This window comes from Microbispora cellulosiformans, assembly GCF_008728085.1.
GTDB classification, from domain to species: Bacteria; Actinomycetota; Actinomycetes; order Streptosporangiales; family Streptosporangiaceae; genus Microbispora; species Microbispora amethystogenes.
In genome coordinates this window covers 692,759-716,438 of record NZ_VYTZ01000002.1, presented here as the reverse complement: position 1 = coordinate 716,438, position 23,680 = coordinate 692,759, and the positions used below count along the sequence as shown (strand labels likewise).

The window sequence follows — 23,680 nt, the reverse complement described above, 5'->3', positions numbered from 1 at the left end:
GGAGAGCGGACAGACGGGAACAGTCGATGCACAAGCGTTGTCCAACTCGTCCCTCCACGGTTGGTAGATCCCTTATAAGTGCTCTCGCGCAGGTATCCCGATAAGTAAGTAGAAATCCCCCAATTGCCGTCAAGCCGGGCACGGATAATCTCGGGTGCGTGCACCCTCAGTACCCCGCCCACTGGGAGGCGGACGTCGTGCTGTCCGACGGCGGCACCGCCCATGTCCGCCCGATCAGGCCGGACGACGCCGGCATGCTGCGCTCCTTCTACTCACGCCTGTCGGCGGAGTCCATCTACTTCCGCTACTTCGGCCCGCGCCCCCGGTTGACCGACAAGGACGTCGCATTCTTCACGAATGTCGACTACGACAACCGGGTCGCCCTGATAGCCACGATCGGCACGGAGATGGTGGCGGTCGTGCGGTACGACCGCGTGCAGCCCCGCGACCACGCCGAGGTGGCCTTCCTGGTCGAGGACGCCCACCAGGGCAGGGGAGTGGCCTCGGTGCTGATGGAGCACCTGCGGGCCGCCGCCCGTGAACGCGGGATCAAGACGTTCATCGCCGACGTGCTGCCCGGCAACCACCGGATGACGGGCCTGTTCCGCCAGGCGGGATACACGGCGCAGAGCCAGTTCGAGGACGGCGTCGTCCGCATGACGCTCGACCTGTCGAGCACCGAGACGGCCCTGGAGGTGCGGCTCGCCCGCGAGCACCGCGCCGAGGCGCGCTCGATCGCCCGCCTGCTCACGCCGGAGTCGGTCGCGGTGATCGGTGCGAGCCGCGAGCCGGGCGGCATCGGCCAGGCGGTGCTGCGCAACCTGCTCGCCGCCGACTTCACCGGGCCCGTCTACCCCGTCCACCGGCAGGTGCGGGCCGTCGCCGGCGTGCCGGCGCACCGCAGCGTGTCGGCGATCGACGGCGAGGTGGACCTCGCCGTGCTGGCGGTGCCCGCCGAGGGCGTGCTCGAACTGGTCGAGGAGTGCGCGCAGAAGGGCGTGAAGGGCCTGGTCGTCGTCTCCTCCGGGTTCGGCGAGACGGGTCCCGAGGGCCTCGCCCGCCAGGAGGAACTCGTCCGCATCGCCCGCGCGTACGGCATGCGGGTGGTGGGCCCCAACTGCCTGGGCATCGCCAACACCGACCCCGCCGTACGGCTCAACGCGACGCTCGCGGCGACCCTGCCGGGCCGGGGGAGGGTCGGCTTCTTCAGCCAGTCGGGCGCGCTCGGCACCGCGCTGCTGCAGCGGGTGGCGCAGCGCGGCATGGGCATCTCGACGTTCGTCTCGGCCGGCAACCGGGCCGACGTGTCCGGCAACGACCTCCTGCAGTACTGGGAGGAGGACCCGGCGACCGACGTGATCCTCCTCTACCTGGAGTCCATCGGGAACCCGCGCAAGTTCACCCGGCTGGCCCGGCGGATCTCCCGGTCCAAGCCGATCGTGGTGGTCAGGTCGCGGGGGGTGCCCGGGGGGCACGCCGCGCCGGTGCTCGCCATGCCCGACACCGCGCTGAGCTCGCTGTTCGCGCAGGCGGGGGTCATCCGGGTGGACGACCTCGTCCAGCTTTTCGACGTCGCCCAGCTGCTGGCGCACCAGCCTTTACCGGCCGGGCCGCGGGTGGGCGTCGTCGGCAACTCCGACGCCCTCACGCTGCTGGCCGAGGAGGCGTGCGCGGGCGCCGGCCTGGAGCCCCATCCGCCGGTGAACCTCGGCGCCCGGGCCGGCGCCGCCGAGTTCGCCGAGGCGCTGAGGAGCGTGCTGCCCGAGGTGGACGCCGCCGTCGCGATCTACATGCCGCCGATCCCGGGCGACTGCCGCGAGGTCGCCGGGGCACTGCTCGACGCCGCGCGGGAGTCCGGCAAACCGGTGCTCGCCACCTTCCAGGGCCGGCTGGGCATGCCGGACGAACTGCGGGTCCCGGGCGCTCCCGGCGACGAGTCCCCGGGGCGGGGGTCGATCCCGTCGTACCAGGCCCCGGAGGAGGCGGTCCGCGCGCTGGCCCACGTGGTGCGGTACGCCCGCTGGCGCCGGGAGCCGGTCGGCCTGGTGCCGCAGGTGGACGGGATCGACCCGGCCGCGGCGCGGCGAATCGTCGCCGACGCGCTCACCGGAGACGCCGGACCCGCGGCCGAGCGGGAGATCGACGCGACGGCGCTGCTGGCCTGTTACGGCGTCGAGGTGTGGCCGTCGTACGTCGCGGGCGACGCGGAGGAGGCCGTCGCCCTCGCCGAGCGCCTCGGCCCGCCCGTGGTGGTCAGGTCGGCCGACCCGGAGCACGTCCGCCGCGCGGGCACCGTCCGCGTCGGCCTCACCGACGCCGCCGGGGTCCGGCAGGCGTACGCCGGTCTGGCCGCGCTGCTCGGGCCCGGCACCCCGCTCGCGGTGCAGCGCATGGCGCCGCAGCCCTCGGTGCCGGCCGTCGCCGGGGTGACGCAGGACCGCTACTTCGGCGCGGTCGTCACGTTCGGCCTCGGCGAGGTCACCGCCCGGCTGCTCGGCGACCAGGCGCACCGCCTCGCACCCCTCTCGGTGGAGGACGCGGCGGCGCTGGTGCGGTCGGTGCGCGCCGCGCCGCTGCTGTTCGGCGAGTACGGCTACCAGCCGGTGGCGGTCGAGGCGCTGGAGGACCTGCTGGTGCGGGTGGGGCTGCTGGCGGATGCGCTGCCCGAGGTCGTGCGGATGGACCTCGACCCGGTGCTGGCGGGCGCGTCCGGCGCGGTGGTGCTGGGCGCCCGCGCCGTACTGCGGCCCGTCACCACGCTGCGCCCCGACGCCGGGCCCCGCCGTCTGCGCTGATCCCGGCGCGGGCGGAAAACCCGTCCCGCCGGGGTGTGAAACAGGTGTCCCTTACAGGGCAGGATGGACCCATGAGGGAAACCCGAGTCTCCGCCGCGGGCTTGCGCGAGGCCATAGATCGCAGCGGCTACTACCCGGATCTGGTGGCCGACGCCGTCGACTCCGCACTCGGCAGCGAGCAGGTGACGGCGTACGTCGTGCATCACGAGGCGACGTTCGACCCGGCGATGGAGGTGCGCAGGCACGTCACCGTGCTGGTCCTGTCACCCACCCGGCTGCTGGTCTGCCACACCGACGAGCATCCGCCCGCGGAGGGCATGCCCGCCTCGCACGCCTCCACCACCACGGAGGCGGTGCGGCTGAGCCGCATCCAGTCGGTCGCCGTGACCAGAGTCGTGCCCGACCCCGCGTCGTACGCGCAGGGCACGTCCCCGACGGAGGTCACGCTGACGATCGGTTGGGGCGCGATCTCCCACGTCGACCTCGAACCGGCGACCTGCGGCGACGAGAACTGCGAGGCCGACCACGGCTACACCGGCGCGATCACCGCCGACGACCTGTCGCTGCGGGTCAGCGAGGCCGCCGACGGGCCGGAGGCCGTCACCCACGTGCTGGCCTTCGCCAAGGCGTTGTCCGAGGCCACCGTCTGAGAGGACCATTCGAGAGGTCATCGTCCGAGAGGTCACCGTCCAGGAGAGCACCGTCTGAGGAGCGTCCCGTCACGCCGGGGAGTCTGCGGGCACTCCCTGACGCCGTCCCCCTCCTCGTCCGCCGGGAGGCAACGTGATCGACCCCCAGCTTCCAGCGGCGTCGCGCGGGACGTCCGCGGCGGCGTCCGGCGGGGCGCCCTCGGAGGCCCCGGCGGCCGCGGCGGCACCCGCGGCCTCCCCGTCTCTCGCGCCTCCGGCGGATCCCGAGGCGCCCGAGGTTCTCGGGACCGTCGCCGAGGGGCCGCCGGCCGTGCCGTACGTGCCCGCGTACGGCACGGCCTCGCTCGCCGACCTGCCGGGGTCGATGCTCGCCTCCCTCGGCCTGTCCACGGACAACACGCTGGCGCTGGAGCCGGCCGCGCGGGTGTGCCTGTTCCTCGTGGACGGGCTCGGGGCCGAGATGCTGGCCGCCCATCCCGGAACGGCGCCGTTCCTGTCGGCCCACCTGCGCGGCACGCTCACGGCGGGCTTCCCGTCCTCCACCCCGACGAGCCTCGCCACGCTCGGCACCGGCGCGCCTCCGGGGGAGCACGGCATGGTGGGGATCCAGATGGCGGTGCCGGGGGAGGGCAGGCTGTTCAACTGCCTGCGCTGGACCGCGCCCGGCCTGCCCGTCGACCCCGATGTCTGGCAGCCCGCCGAGACCGTCTACCAGCGCATGGCCGCGGCGGGGGTGGATCCCGTCTACGTCGCGCCCGCCTCCTTCGACGGCACCGGACTCACCCGCGCCGTCTATCGGGGCATGCGCTACTGGGCGGCGGAGACCGCAGGCGAGCGCGTCGAGGCGGTGCGGCACGCGCTGCGGGAGACCTCCTACGTCACCGTGTACTACGGCGACGTCGACCGGGCCGGCCACGTCGGCGGCTGGGGCAGCGGCGCGTGGCTCGAACAGCTCGCCGTCGTCGACCGCATGGCCGAGCGCATCGCGGAGTCCCTGCCGCCGGGCGCCGTCCTGTACGTCACGGCCGACCACGGCATGATCAACGCCACTGACAAGGTCGACGTGGACCACCGCCCCGACCTGCGGGAAGGTGTGCTCATGCTCGGCGGCGAGGCCCGCGCCCGCCACGTCTACACGAGGCCGGGCGCGGCGGAGGGGGTCCTGGAGACCTGGCGCGAGGCGCTGCACGGCCGCGCCTGGGTGGTGACCCGCGAGGAGGCCGCCGATACCGGCTGGTTCGGCCGCCGCGTCCGGCGCGAGTGGCTCGGCCGCATCGGCGACGTGCTGGCCGTGCCGTACGGCGAGTGCGTGATCGTGGCCTCGGCCGCCGAACCGGTGGAGTCGTCCCTGACCGGCTATCACGGATCACTGACCCCGGCCGAGCAGAACGTGCCGCTCCTGGAGATCCGCCGCTGACCGATCACCGATCGGTGAACCGCGCCGGGATCGACGGACGCGCTTGATCGCAGGGGTCAGGGGTTAGAAGTTCGTGGTGAGGGGGAGGCCCGCCAGCAGGCGGTCACGCAGAGCGTCGCCGCGGATGCCGATCTCGGGGATGCCGTCGGGGCCGGGGGCGCCGGTGACCAGCAGTTCGGGGACGAGGAGGCTTCTGAGCGGGGCCTCGGGCGCCGGGTCGGCGAGACCGCCGATGGGGGCTGTGGAATAGACGTTCCTCGCCCGCAGGTTCCCGAGGACGATCAGCGCGGCGGCCCCGTCGTCCACATCGGTGATGTTCCCGTCGACGACCAGGTCGCCGTCCACGACGTACCCGGTGGCCGCTTCGGGCGTGCCCTCCCGCCACGGCGTCCGCTCGTGCTCGTCGAGGGGGAGCTCGCCGGTCACCGCGGCGGGACCCGGCACCAGGATGTACTCCTCCTCCTACAGGTTCTCGTACGTTCCCTTCGGCAGCCCGCGCCGCTCGAACAGGTCCACCGCATCGCCCCAGGCGAGGTAACTCGATCGCATTCGCGCGACCAAAGCAGTGAATTTCGCCCGTACCAGCTCGAAACCGCTGCCACCGCGGAGCACCGCGTGACGCCGGGCGGCGGTGACGGCTTGGCACAATGGCTGTGCCACCGTACCGGCCAGGAGGGGTCTCATGAGCGAGCGAGTCGGGGAAGAGCGGACCGGGGAGCACCGCGGCGGGGAGCACAGCCCGCTGATCACTCCCGAGGAACTCGCCGCGCTCGCCGACGTCACGATCCTCGACGTCCGCTGGCGGCTCGGCGGACCACCCGGCATCGAGTCGTACCGTGAGGGCCACGTGCCCGGGGCGGTCTTCTGCGACCTGAACGCCGATCTCGCCGCCCCGCCCGGCCCGGCCGGGCGGCATCCGCTGCCCTCCCCGGAGAATTTCGGCGCCGCCATGCGCCGCCTCGGGGTGTCGGGCGCGCGCCCGGTGGTCGTGTACGACGACGCCGACTCGACGTCGGCCGCCCGGGCGTGGTGGACCCTGCGCTACTTCGGCCACGGCGACGTCCGCGTGCTGGACGGCGGCCTGCGGGCCTGGACCAAAGCCGGGCTCCCGGTGTCCAAGGAGGAAGGGCCGGTGACGCCGGGAGACTTCACCGCCCGGCCCGGCGGGATGCCGGTGCTCGACGCCGACCAGGCGGCCGCGCTCGCCGCCGACGGCGTGCTGCTCGACGCACGGGCGGCCGAGCGGTACCGGGGCGAGGTGGAGCCCGTCGACCCCGTCGCCGGTCACATCCCCGGCGCGGTCAGCGCCCCCACCTCCGAGAACGTCGAACCCGGCGGGCGCTTCCACAGCGGGTCGTTTCTCCGGGAGCGGTTCAACACGCTGGGGGCCGTCGAGGGCGTGCCCGTCGGCGCCTACTGCGGGTCGGGGGTGACGGCCGCGCACGAGGTGCTCGCACTGGAGATCGCCGGACTGCCCGCCGCCCTGTACGCCGGCTCGTGGTCCAACTGGGTGGCCGACCCCGGCAGGCCCGTCGCGACCGGCTGACCTCAGCCCGCCGGGAGGCGGCCGTCGCCGAAGCAGACGAATCCCGGCACGGCCGTTTTCTCCGAGGCCAGGGCCAGCGCCTCGGCGGGGGAGCGGCCGTCCGCCAGCAGCGTGTGGAGAAGCGTCATCAGCGCCGGGGCCTCGTCGTCGCGGACCGGCACGACTCCGGCGACCACGCACACCGCGCCCCGGTCGAGGAAGGTCCCGGCGAGTCCCAGCGCCGCGCCGTCCACCGGCGCGTGCGCCATCCCCGCGTCGCAGGCCGACAGGACGACGAGCCGGGGCATCCGGCGCGCGGTCAGCAGGTCGTACGCCATGAGCGGCCCGTCGTCCAGCGTGATGTGCGACAGCATGGGCCCGCGCGGGCTGAACAGCCCGTGGGCGGCGACGTGGAGCACGTCGGCCTGCTCCAGCGCGCGCAGCACCTCCGCCCTGGAAGCGCCGACGCGCCGCGCCCGCCGATGCGCGGCGGCGACCATCGCGGCCTCGGCGGCGGCGTGGTCGAGCCCCGGGCCCGCCACCGACAGCACCAGCGGATCGCCGCCGGGCGGAGCGGGGGCCGGAGCGAACCATCGGGCGGCGTCCGCCGCGACCGACACCGGCCGTCCGCGCAACGAGGGGAGCAGCGGCCAGGGCAGCGTGCCCAGCGCTCCCGTGGGCACGATCGTCACCGGCCCGGCCGCCCCCTGCCCCGGCGAGCCGGGGGAGGCGAGCGTGCCGGGACCGCTCAGGAGCCGCCGGTCGAGGGCGGACAGTTCACGGGCCACCGCCTCGTCGTCGGCGCCCGCCGGGTGACCGGCGTCGCGCAGGACACGGCGGCGCAGGCCGTACCTGATCCGCTTGGTCGCCTCCACCGCCGCCTGATAGGAGCCCAAGGCGCGCAGCGCGCACCCGCTGTCGTCTGCGGTGACGGCGAACAACTCGTCACCGCGCCGCACCAGCTCCACAAGCAGCCCAGCCCCGGCACGCCGGTCCCCAGGCAGAGGCACGGGCAGGCGGCGGTTTTCGAGTGGCGGGAACGGCGGCGGTGCGCCGCGCACGACCGCCCGCCACCGCTCCGACCACTCCAGCACGGCCCAGGCGTCGCCCGTGCGGCGGGCATGGTCGATGGCGATCTCCAGGCCGAACGAAGCGAGATCCTCGGCGGGCCGTGCGGCGTGGGCCCGCAGCTCCGCGTCCCGCTCAGGCGCGTGAACGTCCTCCGAAGCCGCACCACCCGTCGGCAGCGCGGTGCTTGCCTGCGGAACCGCGTCACCGCTGGTCTCGGTGTCCGCGACGCACCGGGGATGGGTGGCTTCGATGCCGCGGGCGGCGGCGGCCAGGGCTTGGGCCAGATCCCCGTCCAGGTGGTGCCGCAGGGCCACCGCGTGCCACCGGACGAGCGGGCGCGTCGCGGTGGCGGCGGCGATCCGCAACTGCTCGCGGGCGCGGCCTAGCGCGCCCAGCCGTACAGCCGAGGTGGCGGCGGTGAGCCGCAGCGCCGAGGACGCCGCGGACCACCCGCAGGCCGCCAGTTCGTCGGCACAGGCCACCAGTTCGGCGATCAGGTCCTCGCCTGGTGCATCCAAAGAGCGCGGTGCCTCCAGGGCACTGGGCGTTCCCGGAGAGCTGGGCTCCTCCTGGGTGCTGGGCGTTTCCGGGGCGCCGGAGCCCAAGCCGGCCGCCGGATCGGTGAATCCGTCCCGTGGACGGTCGGCCGGGTCGGCCAGGCGGGCCCGCAGGACGACCTCCGTGGCCAGGGGCAGCCAGGCGGTCCTGCCCTGCGCGGCCAGTTCCGCGTACGCCGTGCGCGCGGTCGCGCCGGCGAGCCGGGTGTCCCCGGAGAGGAGGGCGGTCTGGGCGAGCGACAGCCGCGCTTGGGGGATCGCCGCGTGTGCCTGTGCGGCCACCAGTTCGGGCACGGCCTGTTCGAGCAGCGCGCGTGCCTCGCCGGGCAGCCGGGCGGCCACGAGCGCCTCGGCGAAGTCCGTCCGCATCGCGGCGAGCCGCTCGGGAAAGCCGAACAGCGTCTCCTCCGCCGCGCGGTACCGCGTGAAGGCGGCGGCGATGTCGCCCCGGCGGCCCGCCACGAACGGCAGGTTGCCCTCCGCCAGCATCACGAGATGGTCGAGGCCCGCGCACCTGGCGATCCGGGCGCAGCGGGCCAGGTCGGCCTCGGCCCTTCCGTACCGCTCCAGGTAGGCGTGGGCGAGGCCGCGGTTGAGCAGCGCGCCCGCCTGGAAGCGGGGATCTTCGTCCAGCGGGCCGATCGCCCGGTCGCAGTGCCGCACGGCCTCCGCGTGCCGCCCGAGCAGCATCAGGGCGACCGACCGCTGCACGTCCAGCCGCGCCAGGTCGGTCCCCGTGAGGTGCCGCTCGGCGAGGGCGGCCAGGTGCAGCCCGCCCTCGGGATCGCCGAGCTGGGCCCGGACCGTGACGAGCGACATCCGCGCCTGGGCCACCCGCCGCGGATGCTCCCGCGCCGCGCCGATCGCCTCTCGCAGGCGCTCCTCGGCCAGCTCCAGGTCGCCCAGCTCGCGGGCCGCCAGCGCCGACGCGCGCAGCGCCACCGAGGCCGCCTCGCCGTACGGCCCGGCCGGCTCCGCGCGCCGGGTCAGCGCCAGCACGGCCCGCGCCTCCGACAGGGCCCGTCGCGGATCGGTGCCCGAGAGCCGTACGGCCGCCTCGGCCCGGCCGACCAGCCGGTCGTCGTCCTGGTGAGGTTCATGGGAGGGGCCGGTGCGAGGACACGGGCCCGTGGCGTCCGGCCCGGGGGCGGGCTGCCGCGACATCACGGGCGTACGCGGAGCCAGCGGGTGAAGACGGGCGGCCGGCCGGGCCGATGGCAGACCACGCTGACCCATCCGGGCGGCAGGCCCGTGACCGCGAAGTGACCCGTCTCGGAGAGGGCGCGGACCTTGCCGACATGCGGGGTGCGCACCTCGATCGTGGCGTCCGGCCCGGGGGCGGGGGACACCTGCCCGGCCACCTCCATCCGCCCACCGGCGATGGTCGTCTCCAGGTCGATGACCAGGCCCGCCGCGCTGAACCGGCGTACGTGCGCCGGGTTGTCCCGGCCGTCCCCGGCGCCCGGCCGCCATGACTCGTCGCCCGCTCCGGCGGCGCGCGGCTCCCCGGCCGCCGCGTCCGTGCCGGACGAGCCGCCGGACGAGTCGCCGGGCGAGGTCCCGGACGAGGCGTCGGTCGCGGGGGAGGAGCGCGCTCCGGGCGGCGTGGCGAGGTCCACCGGTCCGGCGGGCACCCCTCCGGGCACGCGCAGGCGGAAGACCGCCCGGGCCGCGGCCGAGACCCCCTCGGGCACGGGGTCGGCGCCCGCGCCCATGCGCAGGGCCGCGAGCAGGTATTCCTCCCTCATCGGCGCTCCTCCTGCCTCGTCGTCCCGCTTCCACACGGCCGCCCCGAGGGGCGGGCCCGGTTGCCGTTCACTCCGGTTCCTCCATCAGCGCGCGCAGCCGGGACATGCATCGGGCCCGGGTGGGCCCGATGCTGCCGACCGGCAGGTCGAGCCGGACCGCGATCTGGGCGTACCTCGCCTCGGGATGCAGCACATAGAGGCGGATGAGCGAGCGGCAGGGCTCCCCGAGCAGGTCGAGCCGCCGCCACGCCTGCCTGCCGAAGTCGGCGTCGACCACGGCCGCCGTCGGGTCGGGCTGCGCCGTGTCCGGCACGTCCAGGTCGGAGACCACCTCACCACGGGCCCTTCGGCTGAGCCTGGCGGCCTCGTGCCGGGTGGTGGTGACGAGCCAGGCGCCGATCCGGGCGGGGTCGCGGATGCCGCCCGCGCTCTCCACGAGCCGGAGCCAGGCGCACTGCACCGCGTCGGCGGCGTCGGCGGCGCTGAGCCCGAACGCCCGCGCGACCGCCCACATCCTGCCGTCGAACCGGGCGACCAGGTCCTCCCAGCCGGCCTGGTCGATGGTGGCGAACGAGTCGTCTGTCGGCATGAAGTCACTCTTCGCGCTCGGGGGGATGCGAATGGTGACTGGAACCCTATCGATCCCCGGTCGTCACGACCACCCCGAGATCCCCGGCCCGCCGTCCCGCAGCAGGCGCCGTACGGCCTGGTCGGGCGGAACCTCCCGGCACAGACGGGCGAGCGCGCCGGAGACCACGGCGGCGGCGAAGGACGTGCCGCTCCAGGAGGCGTAGCCGTGGAAGCCGCCGTGGTCCAGGAAGCTGCTGACGAGCCCGACGCCGGGCGCCCACATGTCCACCCAGGGCCCGTACGCCGAGAAGGACGCGCGCGTGCCCCCGTCGAGCGCGCCGACCGCGACGACGCCCGGCAGGGCGGCGGGCCAGAAGGGACGCGAGGAGGCCGTGTTGCCGGCGCAGGCGACGACGGCGGGGAAGGCGGCGAGCGCCTCGGCCAGTCCCAGGGGCGGCCCGTCGTCGAAGGTGTGCCCGCCGAAGGAGAGGTTGAGCACGTCGGCGGGCCCTTCGCGCAGCACGGAGAGGGCGCCCAGCAGTGCCGCCTCGTCGCTGACGCCGTCGCTGTCGAGGAGGCGTAGGACGCGCAGGCGCGCGCCGGGAGCGTGCCGCAGGATGAGCCCGGCCACGAACGTGCCGTGCCCGGCCTGCCGGTCGAGCACGCCGTCACCGTCGGCGTCGGGCGTCTCGGCGATGTCGGCGCTGTACCACCGCGCAAGCCAGGGATGCGGGGCCAGGCCCGTGTCGAGCACCGCGACGGTGACCTCGCAGGGCTCCCCCGGCTCGTACGGCGGAGGCGGCGCGGGGGAGGGCGCCCCGCCGGGCCCGCCGAAGAACAACGGCTGGCCCGAAAGGACGTGGTTCGGGGAGGCAGCGTGCCCGCGGTCGCGCAGCGTGGCCGTCAGGTCGATCACGTCGGCGTCCGGCGCGAGCCGTACGCGGTGCACGCGGCCCGTCCCGGGAAGCGGCCCGGGGAGCGGCTCGGCGGCGAGCGTCCACCGGGCGACCGCGGCGGGGGCGGAGGTCAGCAGTTCGCCCGGGCGGATGAGGGCGGGGCGCCCGGGGACGGGCTCGATGAGCCGGGTGCGCATTCGCGGAGCCTTTCCACGACCTTTCTGGGGATATCGCGGAAGGTGTCATTCCCAATGCAAAGAGTTGCCAAGCACCATTCGGTATGACCCCCCTCTGGTGCCAGGCTGCGACGGACGGTAGTCTCTCCTACAGTCATCCAACCGTGATCATCTCAAACCGTGAGGCCGTTGGGGAAGGCGCACCTCATGCGAATTGGGAGGTCCGGTGGCTGCTGCTCGTGGCGTCCTGTACGTCCACTCGGCTCAGCCTGCGCTGTGCCCGCATATCGAGTGGGCCGTCGCAGGCGTTCTTGGCGTGCCCGTCGACCTGACGTGGACCGCCCAGCCCGCCGCGCCCGGGACCCTGCGGGCCCAGGCGGAGTGGGAGGGCCGTCCCGGCACCGCCGCGGCGATCACGTCATCGCTCATGGGCTGGCAGCGCATCCGCTTCGAGATCACCGAAGACGCCTCGCCGGGTGTCGACGGCTCCCGGCACGCCTACACGCCGACGCTCGGTGCCTTCACGGCCGTCGTCGGCGCGAACGGCGACATCCTGGTCCCCGAGGACCGGCTGCGCAACATCATGCTGATGGCGGCCCAGGGCCGGGTGGTCCTGGAGGACGAGCTCGACCGCCTGCTCGGCAAGCAGTGGGACGAGGAGCTCGAGTCGTTCCGCTACGCGGGCGAGGGAGCCCCGGTCCGCTGGCTGCACGCCGCCGTCTGACCCCGACGCCCGGCCCCGACGCCCGGCCCCGACGCCCGGCCCCGCGCCCGCCGGCTCACGGCGTGCGCGCGGCCGGGCGTCGTCGTACCGCGTCCCGATCAGGCGAGGAGTCCCGATCAATCGAGGGGTCCCGACCAGGCAAGAGAGTCCCGATCAGGCGAGGACGTCCAGGACGGCGACGTCCTCGACGGCCAGGCCGAGCCCGGCCGCACGCATGTTCTCCTCCAGGTGGGCGAGCGAGGAGGTCCCGGGAATCGCCAGCGTGACCGGGGACCTGGCGAGCAGCCAGGCGAGCGCCACCTGCGCCCGGGTCGCGCCGTACCGGCCCGCGACCTCGTCGAGCGTCGCGAGCTGCGCGGTGGAGGGGGCCATACCGGGCGGGGCCAGTGACAGGTCCAGCCCGGGGCGGAGCATGCCGGCGGCGAGCGGGAAGTACGCGGTGAACGCGATGCCGGCGGCCTCGCACTCGCCGAGGACCTCGTCGCCGGACCGGTCGAACAGATGCAGGCGGTTCTGCACCGCGGCCACGGGCGCGATCGCCCGTGCCTTGGCGAGCTGGGCGGTCGTGACGCCGCTGAGCCCGAGGGCCCGGATCAGCCCCCGCCGGTGCAGCTCGGCCAGCGCGCCGAAGGACTCGGCGAAGGGCACCTCGCCGGGGAACAGCAGCCCGTCCCCGCCCACCCGCAGGTAGACCAGGTCAGAGACGGGCACGGATCGACGCGGTGGTGATCGCGCCCTCGGGATCGCGGTCGAGCTTGTGCCGCCGTACGAGGTCGTGCACCCCCTGGCGGGTGATGCCCAGCATCGCCGCGGCGACCGAGACCGGAACCGCGGTGGCGGCCGGGTGCCCCGCGCGCCGGGCGACCGCCCGGCCCAGAGGGGTGCCCCACCACGCCGCGGGCGGGTCGAACGGCTCGTCCCCGGGATACAGGGCGCTCACGAGCCTGATCGCGAGGAAGGCGGCCGCGCGGTCGTCGCCGCCGCACAGCACCTCCGCCCACGCCTGGCTCTTGACCTCGAGAAGCTCGCGGAGCCGCGCGTCCCCGCCGGACAGTTCACCCGGCTCGAACAGGATCTCCAGCGGGTCGAGCACCCTGCCGCCCACGACCCTGCGCAGGTCCTCGGCCAGAGCACGGCACTCGTCCATGCCCGTCTCCCTTCTACTTGACGCCCAGCATCAAGTACTTGTCGTTTCGCGTCAAGTAGATGTCGTCCGCTGTGGGAGAACGCGGCGCCGAGGGTCCCGTCCGGCCCACCGGCCCGTCCGGCGCGGGGCTCCGGACACGACGGAAGCGCCGGCCCCCGTGATCGGGGGCCGGCGCTTCCGGAAAGCGATCAGAGCGGGATGTTGCCGTGCGCGCCGCGGGCCGGGGTGGCCTGGGCGAGCACCCGGGCGATCGCGCCGCGGGTCTTGGCCGGCTCGATGACCTCGTCGACCACGCCGAGGTCGATGGCGCGCTGAAGGCCGCCCGCGGACTTCTCGTGCTCCTCGGCCAGACGGGCCTCCAGCGCGGCCCGCTCCTCCTCCGGCACGGCGGCGATCTCGCGCCGCTTGATGATCCGCACCGCCGCGACCGCGCCCATGACCGCCACCTCCATGGTCGGCCAGGCGAACACGCGGGTCGCGCCGAGCGAGCGGGAGTTCATCGCGATGTACGCCCCGCCGTACGCCTTGCGGGTGATCAGCGTGACGCGGGGCACGGACGCCTCGGCGAAGGCGTGCAGCAGCTTCGCGCCGCGCCGGACGACGCCGTCGTGCTCCTGGCCGACGCCGGGGAGATAGCCCGGCACGTCCACCAGCACGATCAGAGGAACTCCGAAGGCATCGCACATCCGGACGAACCGGGAGGCCTTCTCGGCGGACGCGGAGTCGAGGCAGCCGCCGAGCCGCATGGGGTTGTTGGCGATGACGCCGACGGTGCGGCCGCCGAGCCGGCCCAGGGTGGTCACGATGTTCGGCGCCCACTTGGGCTGAAGCTCCACGCCGGGATCGTCGAGCAGGCCCTTGACCAGGGGATGGACGTCGTACGCGCGGCGGGGGTTGTCGGGGAGCACGTCGCTGAAGTCGACCTCGTCCACGTCGCGCATCCGGCCCTGGTGGCCGAGGAGGCCGGCGAGCTGGCGGGCCTTCAGCAGGGCCTCGGGCTCGTCCTTCGTGACGACGTGGACGACTCCGCTGCGCTTGCTGTGCGGCTCCGGGCCGCCCAGGGCGGCCATGTCGATCTGCTCGCCGGTGACGCTGCGGACGACGTCGGGGCCGGTGACGAAGATGCGGCCGCTGTCGGCCAGGATCACGATGTCGGTCAGGGCCGGGCCGTACGCGGCGCCGCCGGCCGCCGGGCCGACGACGACGGAGATCTGGGGGACGACGCCGGACGCCTTGGTCATGGCCGCGAACACCCGGCCCACGGCGTGCAGCGACTCCACACCCTCGGCGAGGCGGGCGCCGCCGCAGTGCCAGACGCCGATGACCGGCACCCGCTCGCGGACGGCCACGTCGTAGGCGTGGACGATGTGCTCGCAGCCCTCCGCGCCCATCGCGCCGCCCTGGATGCGGGCGTCGCTGCAGAACGCCATGACCGGCACGCCGTCCACCCGGCCGGTCACGGCCAGCACGCCGCTCCTGTCCTCGGGGGTGATCCGCCGGATCGAGCCCTCGTCCAGCAGGTGCCCGAGGCGCACCAGGGGGTCGCGAGAGTCGACGGCCGCCGCTTCGGCGGTCGCGGCCGCCGTCTCCCTGGCTGCCGTGGTCCCTCTGCCGGCCGTCGTCCCGCTGTCGAGCACAGTCATTCGAGACTCCCTTGTCAAACGGTCGTGAAGGCCACGGCGACGTTGTGGCCGCCGAACCCGAAGGAGTTGTTCACGGCCGCGATCTGCCCCTCGGGCAGGTCGCGCGGCTTGTCACACACGATCTCGACGCCGATGCCGTCGTCCAGGTCGTCCACGTTGATCGTGGGGGGGATCAGCCGCTCGGCCAGCGTCTTGATCGTGAAGACCGACTCGATGCCGCCGGCGCCGCCGAGCAGATGCCCGGTCATCGACTTGGTCGAGGTGACGAGGACGTGCGAGCCGAACGACTTCTCGACCGCCTGGGCCTCGACCACGTCGCCCGCGGGGGTGGAGGTGGCGTGCGCATTCACGTGCAGGATGTCGCGTCCGGTCAGCCCGGCGTCGGTCATGGCCCGGGTCATCGCCGCGATGACTCCCCGGGCCTCGGGCTCCGGCTGGGTGATGTGGTGGGAGTCGGCGGACATGCCGAGGCCCGCCACCTCGGCGTAGATCCGGGCGCCGCGGGCCACCGCGTGCTCGTACGACTCCAGCACGATCAGGCCGGCGCCCTCGCCGAGGACGAAGCCGTCACGGCCGCGGTCCCAGGGGCGGGAGGCCCGCTCGGGCTCGTCGTTCCGGGTCGACATGGCCCGGGCCGCCGCGAAGGCCGCCACGTTCAGCGGGTGGATCGCCGCCTCCGTGCCGCCCGCCACGACGACGTCCGCCCGGCCGGCGCGGATCATGTCCAGCGCGTACCCGATGGCTTCGGCGCCGGAGGCGCAGGCGGAGACGGTGGCGTGGACGCCGGCCCGGGCGCCCAGTTCGAGCCCCACCCAGGCCGCCGGGCCGTTGGGCATCAGCATGGGCACGGTGAACGGCGACAGCCGCTGCCAGCCCCGCTCCTTGAAGGTGTCGTAGGCCGACAGCGTCGTGCCGATGCCGCCGATGCCGCTGGAGACGCAGACCCCGAGCCGCTCGGCGGGCACCTCGGGGGCACCCGCGTCCTGCCATGCCTGGCGGGCGGCGATCAGCGCGAACTGCTCGCTGCGGTCGAGCCTGCGAGCCTCCGGCCGCGGCAGCACCTCGGCCGGATCGACGGCCGCCACACCGGCGAACTTCACCGGCACGGAGTCGACCCAGTCCTCGGTGAGCGGGCGGATGCCCGACCGCCCCTCGAGGAGCGCCGACCAGGTCGATGCGACGTCTCCACCGAGGGGCGTCGTCGCGCCGAGCCCGGTGACCACGACACGTACCCGGTCCTTACTCACTTCGTCTGCACTCCTCTTGCTGTTCGGGGCGTGAAGGGACCAGACATGCCCGGCCGCTCCCGGTGGGGCGGGCGGGGCACGTCCGGCGGTTCAGCTCTGGATGAAGCTGATGACGTCCTTGACGGTCTTCAGGTGCTTGAGCTGGTCGTCGGGGATCTCGACGCCGAACTCGTCCTGGGCCGCGACGGCGATCTCGACCATGGAGAGCGAGTCGATGTCGAGGTCGTCCACGAAGCTCTTCTCCGGGGTGACCTCCGCGGCCGGGATGCCGGTGATCTCGTTCACGATCTTGCCGAGGCCCGCGAGGATCTCCTGCTCGGTCAGTGCCATGTCGCGACTTCTCCTTGTTGTGTTTTCCTGGTTCGTCTGGGTCGCCCCAGATCCGTACGGCGGGCCGTACGGGGTCTCTCAGGGGATCTCGATCACCTGGGAGGCGTAGGTGAGGCCGGCGCCGAAACCCAGCAGCAGGGCGAGGCCGCCCGACGCGATCTCGCCGCGCTCCAGCATGCGGGAGAGCGCGAGGGGGATGGACGCGGCCGAGGTGTTGCCGGCGAGCACGATGTCCTTGGCGACGACGGCTTTGTCGGCGCCGATCCTGCGGGCGATGGCCTCGACGATGCGCAGGTTCGCCTGGTGCGGGACGAAGGCGGCCAGGTCGGCGGGGTCCACGCCGGCACGCTCGCAGGCGAGCATGGCCACCGGGTGAAGGGTGGTCGTGGCCCAGCGGAACACCGCCTGGCCCTCCTGGTGGAGGAAGGAGTTCCGGTCCTTGATCATGATCGCGTCGGCCTTGTCGCCGGCGCTGCCCCAGGCCACCGGGCCGATGCCCGGCCGGTCGGAGGGGCCCACGACGGCGGCGCCCGCGCCGTCCGCGAAGATGACGGCGGTCGACCGGTCGTCGCGGTCGACCCACTGGCTGAGCTTCTCGCTGCCCACCACCAGCACGTTGGTCGCCGAGCCCGTCCGTACGGCGTCGGACGCGGCGGCCAGGGCGTAGCAGAACCCGGCGCAGGCGGCGTTCAGGTCGTAGGCGCCGGGCGCGGTGATGCCCAGCCGGTGGGCGACGCGGCCGGCGGTGTTGGGGATGGGCGCCTCGGGGGTGCAGGTCGCCACGATAACCAGGTCGATGTCGTCGCTCGACAGGCCGCTGGCGGCCAGCGCCTTGCCGCCCGCCTGGACCGCGAGGTCGATCTCCGACTCCTGCGGCCCCGCGATGCGGCGCTCCTTGATCCCGACGCGGCTCTGGATCCACTCGTCGTTGGTGTCGAGCCGCGCGGCGAGGTCGTCGTTGGTGACGACCTGCGCGGGCTGGTAGCCGCCGAAGGCGAGGATCCGTGCGGCGGGGGCGCCCTGGCCGAGTCTCATCCGAGCACCTCCCGGGCCGTGTCGAGGTCGGCGGGGGTCTTGAGTGCGACCGTCCTGACGCCGGGCATGGCGCGCTTGGCCAGGCCCGTCAGCGTGCCGCCGGGCAGCAGTTCGATCATGGTGGTGACCCCCCGCTCGGCCATCGTCGCCATGCAGGCGTCCCACCGGACCGGGCTGGCCACCTGGGTCACCAGCCGCTCCAGGAACTCGCCGCCGGCGGTGACCGCCGCGCCGTCCGCGTTGGACAGCAGCGTGATCGACGGTTCGGCGGGGGTGACGGTCGCGGCCTCGGCGCGCAGGTGGTCCACGGCGGGGGCCATGTGGACGGTGTGGAAGGCTCCGGCGACCGCCAGGGAGCGCACCCGCGCCCTGGCGGGCGGGTCGGCCGCGAACGCCTCCAGGCGCTCCAGCGTGCCGCCCGCGACGATCTGGCCCGCGCCGTTGATGTTCGCGGGGGTGAGGCCGTGCCGGTCGAGCGCGGCCAGGACCTCGTTCTCGTCGCCGCCGAGCACCGCGCTCATGCCGGTCGCGGTGACGGAGGCGGCCTTGGCCATCGCCAGCCCGCGCTCCCGCACCAGGCCGAGGGCCTGCTCGGGGGTCAGCACCCCGGCGACCGCGGCGGCGGCGAACTCGCCGACGCTGTGCCCGGCGACCAGGTCGGGCCGCACGCCCAGCGTCTCGAAGGACGCCAGGGCCGCCGCCACCAGCAGCGGCTGGGCCACGGCGGTGTCGCGGATCTCCTCGGCCCCCGCGGTCGTCCCGTACGACGCGAGATCGAGCCCCGCGATGTCGGACCACGCGGAGATTCGGTCCCGGAACTCGGGGATCTCGAGCCACGGACTGAGGAATCCTGGGGTTTGGGCGCCTTGGCCCGGAGCGACGATGACGAGCACGTACTCAACCCTGCCCTGTAGAGGTTCACCACACTGATGGAGATCCGAACGAACTTTGTGGAGGTGGCGTTGTGGGGTACCTACAGTTTCGGTGTCGAGTGGATTAAGGAACCCGGCTCAGGTTACGGACAGGCGACCGAGTATGAGACCGACTTGGAGCGTGAATGCGGACCTGCCCTCCGTCGGCTGGTACCCGGTCAGCTCCGTGATCTTCCGTAGACGGTACCGCACGGTGTTGGGGTGGACGAACAGCAGCCGCGCGGTCGCCTCCAGCGAGGTCCCCTGCTCAAGGTACGTCGCGAGGGTGTCGAGCAGCGGGGTCCCGGCCAGCGGCTTGTAGACGTTCTCCACGAGCTGGGCGCGGGCGTCCTCGTCGCCGTCCAGGGCGCGCTCGGCCAGCAGGTCCTCGGCGAGCACGGGCCGGGGCGCGTCGGGCCAGCCGGCGGCGGCGCGCAGCCCGGCGATGGCGGCCCGGGCCGACCTGGCCGCCGCGTGCAGGTCGGGCACCTCCGGCCCGATCACGACCGGCCCGGGCCCGAAGCGCGACACGACGCCGCGCGCCGCGTCCTTGACGCCGTCCGCCCCGCCCACGATCACGATGAGCCGGTCGCCCTGCACGCCGGCCAGCAGTTCGTGGCCGATGCGGCGGCCCTTGTCGCGCAGCCCGTCGATGACGCTCTGCGGGTCCTCGTCCGGGGCGAACCCCGCGAAGACGACGACCGGCGCGGAGGTCCAGCCGAGCGCGGCGGCCCACGAGTGCAGGCCGTCGTCGACCTGGCCGCGCACCAGCGCGTCCACGATCAGCGCCTCCAGCCGCGCGTCCCACGAGCCGCGCGCCTCCGCCTCCCTGGCGTACACCTGGGCGGCGGCGAAGGCGACGTCGCGGGTGTAGCGCAGCATGGCGTGCCGCAGCAGCTCCGCGCCGCCGGGCGCGGCCAGCTCCTCCACCTGCGCCTCGACGACCTCGACGACGATGCGGACGAGGTCGACGGTCTGCTGCAGCGAGACGCTGCGCTTCAGCTCGCGCGGCGCGGTGCCGAAGAACTCGATGCTCGGCGTCGGCCTGCCCTCGCCCGCGTGGCCGAACCACTCCACGAACGCCGCGATGCCGGCCTGCGCCACCAGCCCGACCCACGACCTGTCCTCCGCGGACAGCGCCCGGTACCAGGCGAGCCGCTCCTCCATCCGGGCCATCGCGGCGGTCCCCAGGCTGCCCATGGCGCGGTCGAGCCGCCGCGCCGTGTCCTCCCGGATCCTGTCGCTCATCGGCACGTCGTCCCCGGCCCCCCGGGTGGCTCCGTCGCTCTGCCCGTCCGTACGCACCTGTCCGCCGTTTCGCGCGCCCCGTTCGCTCACGTCCCCTAGCGTGCCAGGTCGCCGCGCGGAACGCGCTCCCGGTCCCGTACGGCGCGTTGCGGCGGCGTCCTGCGTCATCCGGCGGCCGGGGCCCGTCAGATGACGGCGACCGCCGTGATGAGGCCGATGAAGAAGTGCGTCACCCCGAGGAGCACGGCGGCGGGCCGCAACGCGTCGTCGCTGACCAGCTCACGCACCGAGATCCCCGCGACCTTGTCGAAGGCGACCATGCCGAGCGTCTGCACGGCGATGCCGACCAGCCCGAACACGAGCGTCGCGAGCAGGCCCTCGCGCAGTTCGCCGCCCGACGACCAGATGGACGCCGCCACGATGAGCGCCACGCCGGCCACGCTGGAGGTGGCGAGCACGGTCGCGTTGGGGTTGCGGTCGGTGCGGATCACCGTGCTGAGCCTGCCGGGGATCGCCAGGTCCACGACGTAGAACCCGGCGACGAGCAGCAGCACGCCGAGGACGGCGTACGAGACGATCGCCAGGGCGCCGTGGCCGAGCACACCGGCGAGATTGGTGGTGGTGTTCACGGGGGCCTTCGCTTTCAGCCGTGGATGCGGTGGGGGACGAATGAGGACGTGTCGTCGGTGACGAGGCCGGAGGTCTCCCGGATGCCGAGCCCGGCCGCCTCGTCTTCGACCACCCAGGCCCCGAGCACCGGACGCCAGCCGTCGAAGTCCGGCAGCGGCCGGAACTCCTGGTGGACGAAGCCCTCGGCGCCGTAGTCGCCGCCGGTCTCCAGCTCGACTCCGGGTGCGGAGATGCGCATGGAGGCGCCCTCGCGGCCGAGCAGCGGCTTGCGTACGTAGCCCGGCCCGGCGGCCAGCTCACGGGGCCCGTCGAGATAGGCGGGCAGCAGGTTGGGGTGGCCGGGGAAGAGCTCCCACAGGATCGCCAGCAGGGCCTTGTTGGACAGCAGCATCTTCCACAGCGGCTCGATCCACGTCATGGAGACCTGCTGCGCCAGGGCCTGCGGGGCGAACGGCTCGGCGACGAGCCACTCCCAGGGATACAGCTTGCACAGGGTGCGGATGACGCGGTGCTCCATGTCGACGAACCGGCGGTTGAGCGCGTCCCAGCCGATGTCCTCCATGGCGACCGCCGCGGTGGTCAGGCCGGCCTGCTCCGCGGTCTCCTGGAGATAGCCGACGGTCATCGCCTCCTCGCCCGTCTCGTCGGCGCTGGTCCACCCGAAGTGGACCGGGCCGGTCTGGAGCGTGAGGGACTTCCAGCGGTCGATCAGGCGCTCGTGGATCGAGTTCCACTGGTCGTCGCCGGGATGGGCGTCCTTCAGCCAGAACCACTGCACGACGGAGCTTTCGACCAGGCTGGTCGGGGTGTCGGCGTTGTACTCCAGCAGCTTGGCCGGTCCGGTGCCGTCGTAGCGGAGGTCGAAGCGGCCGAACAGGTGCGGGTCGCGCCGCCGCCACGACTCGGCGACGGCCGTACGGCAGTGCGGGGGGATGCCGAGGTCGGCGTACCGGTCGTGGGTCACGACGTGGTCGGCCGCCGCCAGGCACATCCGGTGCAGCTCCTCGACCTGGTCCTCCAGGCGGAGCACCTCGTCCAGCGTGAAGACGTAGTGGACGCCTTCGTCCCAGTAGGGCCGGGTGAGGCCCTCGGGGTGGGCGGACCGGTGGTAGGCCAGGCCCTGCGACTCGATGATCGCCGCCCAGTCCTCCCTGGGCGCCGAGGTCTGCCTGCGCACCCGTCAGCCACCGCCGCCGCTGTGGAACCCGAACCCGCCCCGCTGGATCACCCGTCCCGTACGGCTGGTGATCTTGGCGTCGGCGGGCCGCACCGTCGTCCCGTTGTGCACCCGGGCGCCTGTGCGGCTGCCGCCGTAGTACCAGCGGTACGCGCCGTGCGAGCCGCTGTAGTGACGATGGTCGTCGTCGTCGCAGTAGCGGTCGTCGACGACCATGTAGGAGCCGTCCGGGTTGCGCGTCGAGGTGTCCACGCAGTCCGCGCCGACCTCCTCGTAGTCGTCCTGGGCCGCGCAGAAGCCCACGAGCAGCACCGACAGCACGCCCAGCGTGCCGAGCTTGACCGCCGTGGACGACTTGCCGCCGCCCTCGGGTGGCGGTGGCGGCTTGTGCCCCGCCCGGCGCGCCGGCCACTGCGCGCCCATCGCCAGCGGATGGGGCGGCGGCGAGGAACCGCCGGAGGGCGGTGTTCCGCGTGGGGGACTGTCCCCGGGCTCTGGCAATCCGGCTCCTGCTGTCGAGATCGGCACACACTATCGTCTCGTTGGACGAACGGGACAGTCTGGTTCAGGGTTCCGGATCGGCGCGCGCGGCGCCGGGTAGCGTGCCCGGTGTGGACCCAGTCGAGGCGCTCAAGCGCATCGCCTTCCTGCTGGAGCGGGCCGGCGAGCCGACCTACCGCGTGCGAGCCTTCCGCGGCGCCGCCGCCGCGATCGAGGAGCTGCCCCGGGAGGAGCTGGTACGGCTCGCGCGCACCGGCGGCCTGACGGACCTGAAGGGCGTCGGCAAGGTCACGTCCCTGGCCGTCACCGAGGCGCTGGACGGCGCCGTGCCGACGTACCTGCGGCGTCTGGAGGACACCGCGGAGACCGATCTGGATGAGGCCGCGCGGGCGCTGCGGTCGGCGCTGCGCGGCGACTTCCACAGTCACTCGGACTGGTCCGACGGTGGGTCGCCGATCGAGGAGATGGCCGCCGCCGCCCGGGAGCTCGGCCACGAATACCTGGCGCTGACCGACCACTCGCCCCGGCTGACCGTGGCGCACGGGCTGTCCGCCGACCGGCTGAGGCGGCAGCTCGACGTGGTCGCCGCCCTCAACGAGACGTACGCGCGGGACGGCGGCCCGCCGTTCCGGATCCTCACCGGCATCGAGGTGGACATCAACACCGACGGCTCCCTCGACCAGGAGCCCGAGCTGCTCGGACGGCTCGACGTCGTGGTGGCGAGCGTCCACTCGCTGCTGCGGATGGACGCCGAGGACATGACGCGGCGGATGGTCACGGCGGTGGCCGACCCGGACGTGGACGTCCTCGGGCACTGCACGGGCAGGGTGGTGCGGGGCCGCGGACGGCCCGAGTCGCGCTTCGACGCCGAGATCGTCTTCGAGGCGTGCCGGAGGTTCGGGGTCGCCGTGGAGATCAACTCACGGCCCGACCGGCTCGACCCGCCCAAGCGCCTGCTGCGCCTCGCGTACGAGATGGGCTGCGACTTCGCGATCGACTCCGACGCGCACGCCCCCGGCCAGCTCGACTGGCAGCGGTTCGGCTGCGAGCGGGCGGCCCTGTGCGGCATTCCGGCGGAACGCATCCGCAACACCCGGCCATGGGGCACTTGAGGTGATAGGGCTGTGGCGTCTGGGTGAGGTGTGTTGTACCGGTCTGTCCGGGCTGATCGACGTAGCGTCGAATCATGAAACGCCGCGACGCGCTGGTGAAGGAGCTGGAGTCCGGCGGCTGCCTGCCGGCCCGCGAACTCGCCTCGCGCCTCGGGGTCAGCAAGAGCACGGTCGTGCGCGACGTGGCGAGGCTCCGGGAGGCCGGGGTCCCCATCCGGCTCGACCAGGGCGGGTACGCGCTCGAGGGGCCGGACACGGTGAAACGGGCGATCGACCGGGCGCTCCGCGGGCGGCGCGTGCTGCGCCTGGAGTACGTCGGCACCAAGGGTGTGGCCACCGTCAGGGACGTCGAGCCGAGCGTCTGCATCGGCGGCAGGGGCGGGCACTGGTATCTGGTGGCCTGGTGCCGGCTGCGTGAGGACGTGCGGGTCTTCCGGCTCGACCGGATCTCCTGGGCGGAGGTCACCGGGGAGCGCTTCCCCGAGCCGGGCCGCGACCGCCTGGCCGAGCTCGCCGAAGCCGCCGGCGGCTGACGGGCTCACCGGCGGGAGCTTGGGCCGGAGAGCAGGA

The 23,680-nt window shown here is 73.9% G+C and carries 23 protein-coding genes; 7 read left to right on the top strand and 16 right to left on the bottom strand.

The features are described 5' to 3' along the window. The first annotated feature begins 158 nt into the window (after nt 1-158). The 3 genes from F5972_RS07225 (at nt 159) to F5972_RS07215 (ending at nt 4,862) form a co-directional block, all read left to right on the top strand. Nucleotides 159-2,795 (top strand): bifunctional acetate--CoA ligase family protein/GNAT family N-acetyltransferase, encoded by a 2,637-nt coding sequence (locus F5972_RS07225; RefSeq protein WP_150932285.1) that lies wholly within the window; start codon nt 159-161, stop codon nt 2,793-2,795. 71 nt (nt 2,796-2,866) lie between these two features. Beyond that, nucleotides 2,867-3,445, top strand: a complete 579-nt coding sequence (locus F5972_RS07220; RefSeq protein WP_150932283.1) for a DUF5998 family protein — start codon at nt 2,867-2,869, stop codon at nt 3,443-3,445. A gap of 133 nt (nt 3,446-3,578) precedes the next feature. Then, a complete protein-coding gene (locus tag F5972_RS07215) occupies nt 3,579-4,862 on the top strand; it encodes an alkaline phosphatase family protein (protein WP_318527530.1) in 1,284 nt (427 codons plus the stop codon). 63 nt (nt 4,863-4,925) lie between these two features. On the opposite strand, the gene F5972_RS07210 is transcribed toward F5972_RS07215, so the two are convergent. Further along, nucleotides 4,926-5,306, bottom strand: coding sequence for a hypothetical protein (locus F5972_RS07210; RefSeq protein WP_150932281.1), 381 nt, complete (start codon nt 5,304-5,306; stop codon nt 4,926-4,928). A gap of 238 nt (nt 5,307-5,544) precedes the next feature. Here F5972_RS07210 and F5972_RS07205 point away from each other — a divergent pair, with 238 nt between their 5' ends. Further along, complete coding sequence (locus F5972_RS07205; RefSeq protein ID WP_150932280.1) at nt 5,545-6,408, top strand: sulfurtransferase; 864 nt, start codon at nt 5,545-5,547, stop codon at nt 6,406-6,408. A 2-nt stretch (nt 6,409-6,410) separates the two neighbouring features. Here the strand turns inward: F5972_RS07205 and F5972_RS07200 are convergent, their stop codons facing one another. From F5972_RS07200 to F5972_RS07185, 4 genes are all read right to left on the bottom strand, one after another. Further along, on the bottom strand, nt 6,411-9,179 hold the full coding sequence (locus tag F5972_RS07200) for a CHAT domain-containing protein (RefSeq protein WP_225311264.1): 2,769 nt from the start codon (nt 9,177-9,179) through the stop codon (nt 6,411-6,413). Continuing rightward, the gene (locus tag F5972_RS07195; RefSeq protein WP_150932276.1) at nt 9,179-9,763 is read right to left on the bottom strand and encodes a hypothetical protein; all 585 of its coding nucleotides are present in this window, start codon (nt 9,761-9,763) and stop codon (nt 9,179-9,181) included. Before F5972_RS07195 ends, F5972_RS07200 begins: the two co-directional genes overlap by 1 nt. A gap of 67 nt (nt 9,764-9,830) precedes the next feature. Continuing rightward, nucleotides 9,831-10,352: an RNA polymerase sigma factor gene (locus tag F5972_RS07190; protein ID WP_150932275.1), complete on the bottom strand. Its 522-nt coding sequence runs from the start codon at nt 10,350-10,352 to the stop codon at nt 9,831-9,833. 63 nt (nt 10,353-10,415) lie between these two features. Beyond that, a complete protein-coding gene (locus tag F5972_RS07185; RefSeq protein WP_150932273.1) occupies nt 10,416-11,426 on the bottom strand; it encodes a S8 family peptidase in 1,011 nt (336 codons plus the stop codon). A 205-nt stretch (nt 11,427-11,631) separates the two neighbouring features. Between F5972_RS07185 and F5972_RS07180 the strand changes: the two genes are divergently transcribed. Next, nucleotides 11,632-12,129 (top strand): DUF3145 domain-containing protein, encoded by a 498-nt coding sequence (locus F5972_RS07180; protein WP_191909980.1) that lies wholly within the window; start codon nt 11,632-11,634, stop codon nt 12,127-12,129. Nucleotides 12,130-12,282: 153 nt separating this feature from the next. Here F5972_RS07180 and F5972_RS07175 read toward each other — a convergent pair whose 3' ends face one another. The 11 genes from F5972_RS07175 to F5972_RS07125 all read right to left on the bottom strand — a co-directional run bounded on the left by F5972_RS07175 (nt 12,283) and on the right by F5972_RS07125 (nt 21,920). Then, nucleotides 12,283-12,840 carry an aldo/keto reductase gene (locus F5972_RS07175; protein WP_191909979.1) on the bottom strand — a complete coding sequence of 186 codons (558 nt, stop codon included), beginning with the start codon at nt 12,838-12,840 and terminating at the stop codon, nt 12,283-12,285. Further along, nucleotides 12,827-13,276: a hypothetical protein gene (locus F5972_RS07170; RefSeq protein WP_150932269.1), complete on the bottom strand. Its 450-nt coding sequence runs from the start codon at nt 13,274-13,276 to the stop codon at nt 12,827-12,829. The genes F5972_RS07175 and F5972_RS07170 overlap by 14 nt, the downstream gene beginning before the upstream one ends. A gap of 188 nt (nt 13,277-13,464) precedes the next feature. Continuing rightward, nucleotides 13,465-14,919 (bottom strand): acyl-CoA carboxylase subunit beta, encoded by a 1,455-nt coding sequence (locus F5972_RS07165; protein ID WP_150932268.1) that lies wholly within the window; start codon nt 14,917-14,919, stop codon nt 13,465-13,467. Nucleotides 14,920-14,933: 14 nt separating this feature from the next. Beyond that, entirely contained in the window at nt 14,934-16,166 is a 1,233-nt protein-coding gene (gene fabF / locus F5972_RS07160) for a beta-ketoacyl-ACP synthase II (RefSeq protein WP_150932266.1), read from the bottom strand. A gap of 90 nt (nt 16,167-16,256) precedes the next feature. Beyond that, nucleotides 16,257-16,496: an acyl carrier protein gene (locus F5972_RS07155; protein ID WP_150932264.1), complete on the bottom strand. Its 240-nt coding sequence runs from the start codon at nt 16,494-16,496 to the stop codon at nt 16,257-16,259. Between the two features lie 78 nt (nt 16,497-16,574). Beyond that, the gene (locus tag F5972_RS07150) at nt 16,575-17,531 is read right to left on the bottom strand and encodes a beta-ketoacyl-ACP synthase III (protein WP_150932261.1); all 957 of its coding nucleotides are present in this window, start codon (nt 17,529-17,531) and stop codon (nt 16,575-16,577) included. Beyond that, the gene (locus F5972_RS07145; RefSeq protein ID WP_150932259.1) at nt 17,528-18,424 is read right to left on the bottom strand and encodes an ACP S-malonyltransferase; all 897 of its coding nucleotides are present in this window, start codon (nt 18,422-18,424) and stop codon (nt 17,528-17,530) included. Before F5972_RS07145 ends, F5972_RS07150 begins: the two co-directional genes overlap by 4 nt. A 117-nt stretch (nt 18,425-18,541) precedes the next feature. Beyond that, nucleotides 18,542-19,690: a PucR family transcriptional regulator gene (locus F5972_RS07140; RefSeq protein WP_225311263.1), complete on the bottom strand. Its 1,149-nt coding sequence runs from the start codon at nt 19,688-19,690 to the stop codon at nt 18,542-18,544. 185 nt (nt 19,691-19,875) lie between these two features. Further along, nucleotides 19,876-20,319 carry a DUF350 domain-containing protein gene (locus F5972_RS07135; protein WP_150932257.1) on the bottom strand — a complete coding sequence of 148 codons (444 nt, stop codon included), beginning with the start codon at nt 20,317-20,319 and terminating at the stop codon, nt 19,876-19,878. A gap of 14 nt (nt 20,320-20,333) precedes the next feature. Continuing rightward, entirely contained in the window at nt 20,334-21,497 is a 1,164-nt protein-coding gene (locus F5972_RS07130) for a glutathionylspermidine synthase family protein (RefSeq protein ID WP_150932255.1), read from the bottom strand. Nucleotides 21,498-21,500: 3 nt separating this feature from the next. Then, entirely contained in the window at nt 21,501-21,920 is a 420-nt protein-coding gene (locus F5972_RS07125; RefSeq protein WP_150932665.1) for a hypothetical protein, read from the bottom strand. Nucleotides 21,921-22,108: 188 nt separating this feature from the next. Here F5972_RS07125 and F5972_RS07120 point away from each other — a divergent pair, with 188 nt between their 5' ends. Together F5972_RS07120 and F5972_RS07115 are read left to right on the top strand one after the other, a co-directional pair. Next, on the top strand, nt 22,109-23,110 hold the full coding sequence (locus F5972_RS07120; protein ID WP_150932253.1) for a PHP domain-containing protein: 1,002 nt from the start codon (nt 22,109-22,111) through the stop codon (nt 23,108-23,110). Between the two features lie 74 nt (nt 23,111-23,184). Then, entirely contained in the window at nt 23,185-23,643 is a 459-nt protein-coding gene (locus F5972_RS07115) for a helix-turn-helix transcriptional regulator (protein WP_150932251.1), read from the top strand. Nucleotides 23,644-23,680: the final 37 nt, after the last annotated feature.

Excerpts from the sequence above, each read along its gene's own strand:
- F5972_RS07170 (WP_150932269.1), bottom strand. The coding sequence starts at position 13,276 with ATGGACGAGTGCCGTGCTCTGGCCGAGGACCTGCGCAGGGTCGTGGGC.
- F5972_RS07185 (WP_150932273.1), bottom strand. The coding sequence starts at position 11,426 with ATGCGCACCCGGCTCATCGAGCCCGTCCCCGGGCGCCCCGCCCTCATC.
- F5972_RS07125 (WP_150932665.1), bottom strand. The coding sequence starts at position 21,920 with ATGGGCGCGCAGTGGCCGGCGCGCCGGGCGGGGCACAAGCCGCCACCG.
- F5972_RS07115 (WP_150932251.1), top strand. The coding sequence starts at position 23,185 with ATGAAACGCCGCGACGCGCTGGTGAAGGAGCTGGAGTCCGGCGGCTGC.
- F5972_RS07220 (WP_150932283.1), top strand. The coding sequence starts at position 2,867 with ATGAGGGAAACCCGAGTCTCCGCCGCGGGCTTGCGCGAGGCCATAGAT.
- F5972_RS07165 (WP_150932268.1), bottom strand. The coding sequence starts at position 14,919 with ATGACTGTGCTCGACAGCGGGACGACGGCCGGCAGAGGGACCACGGCA.
- F5972_RS07140 (WP_225311263.1), bottom strand. The coding sequence starts at position 19,690 with ATGAGCGACAGGATCCGGGAGGACACGGCGCGGCGGCTCGACCGCGCC.
- F5972_RS07150 (WP_150932261.1), bottom strand. The coding sequence starts at position 17,531 with ATGAGACTCGGCCAGGGCGCCCCCGCCGCACGGATCCTCGCCTTCGGC.
- F5972_RS07190 (WP_150932275.1), bottom strand. The coding sequence starts at position 10,352 with ATGCCGACAGACGACTCGTTCGCCACCATCGACCAGGCCGGCTGGGAG.
- F5972_RS07195 (WP_150932276.1), bottom strand. The coding sequence starts at position 9,763 with ATGAGGGAGGAATACCTGCTCGCGGCCCTGCGCATGGGCGCGGGCGCC.
- F5972_RS07200 (WP_225311264.1), bottom strand. The coding sequence starts at position 9,179 with ATGTCGCGGCAGCCCGCCCCCGGGCCGGACGCCACGGGCCCGTGTCCT.
- F5972_RS07205 (WP_150932280.1), top strand. The coding sequence starts at position 5,545 with ATGAGCGAGCGAGTCGGGGAAGAGCGGACCGGGGAGCACCGCGGCGGG.
- F5972_RS07155 (WP_150932264.1), bottom strand. The coding sequence starts at position 16,496 with ATGGCACTGACCGAGCAGGAGATCCTCGCGGGCCTCGGCAAGATCGTG.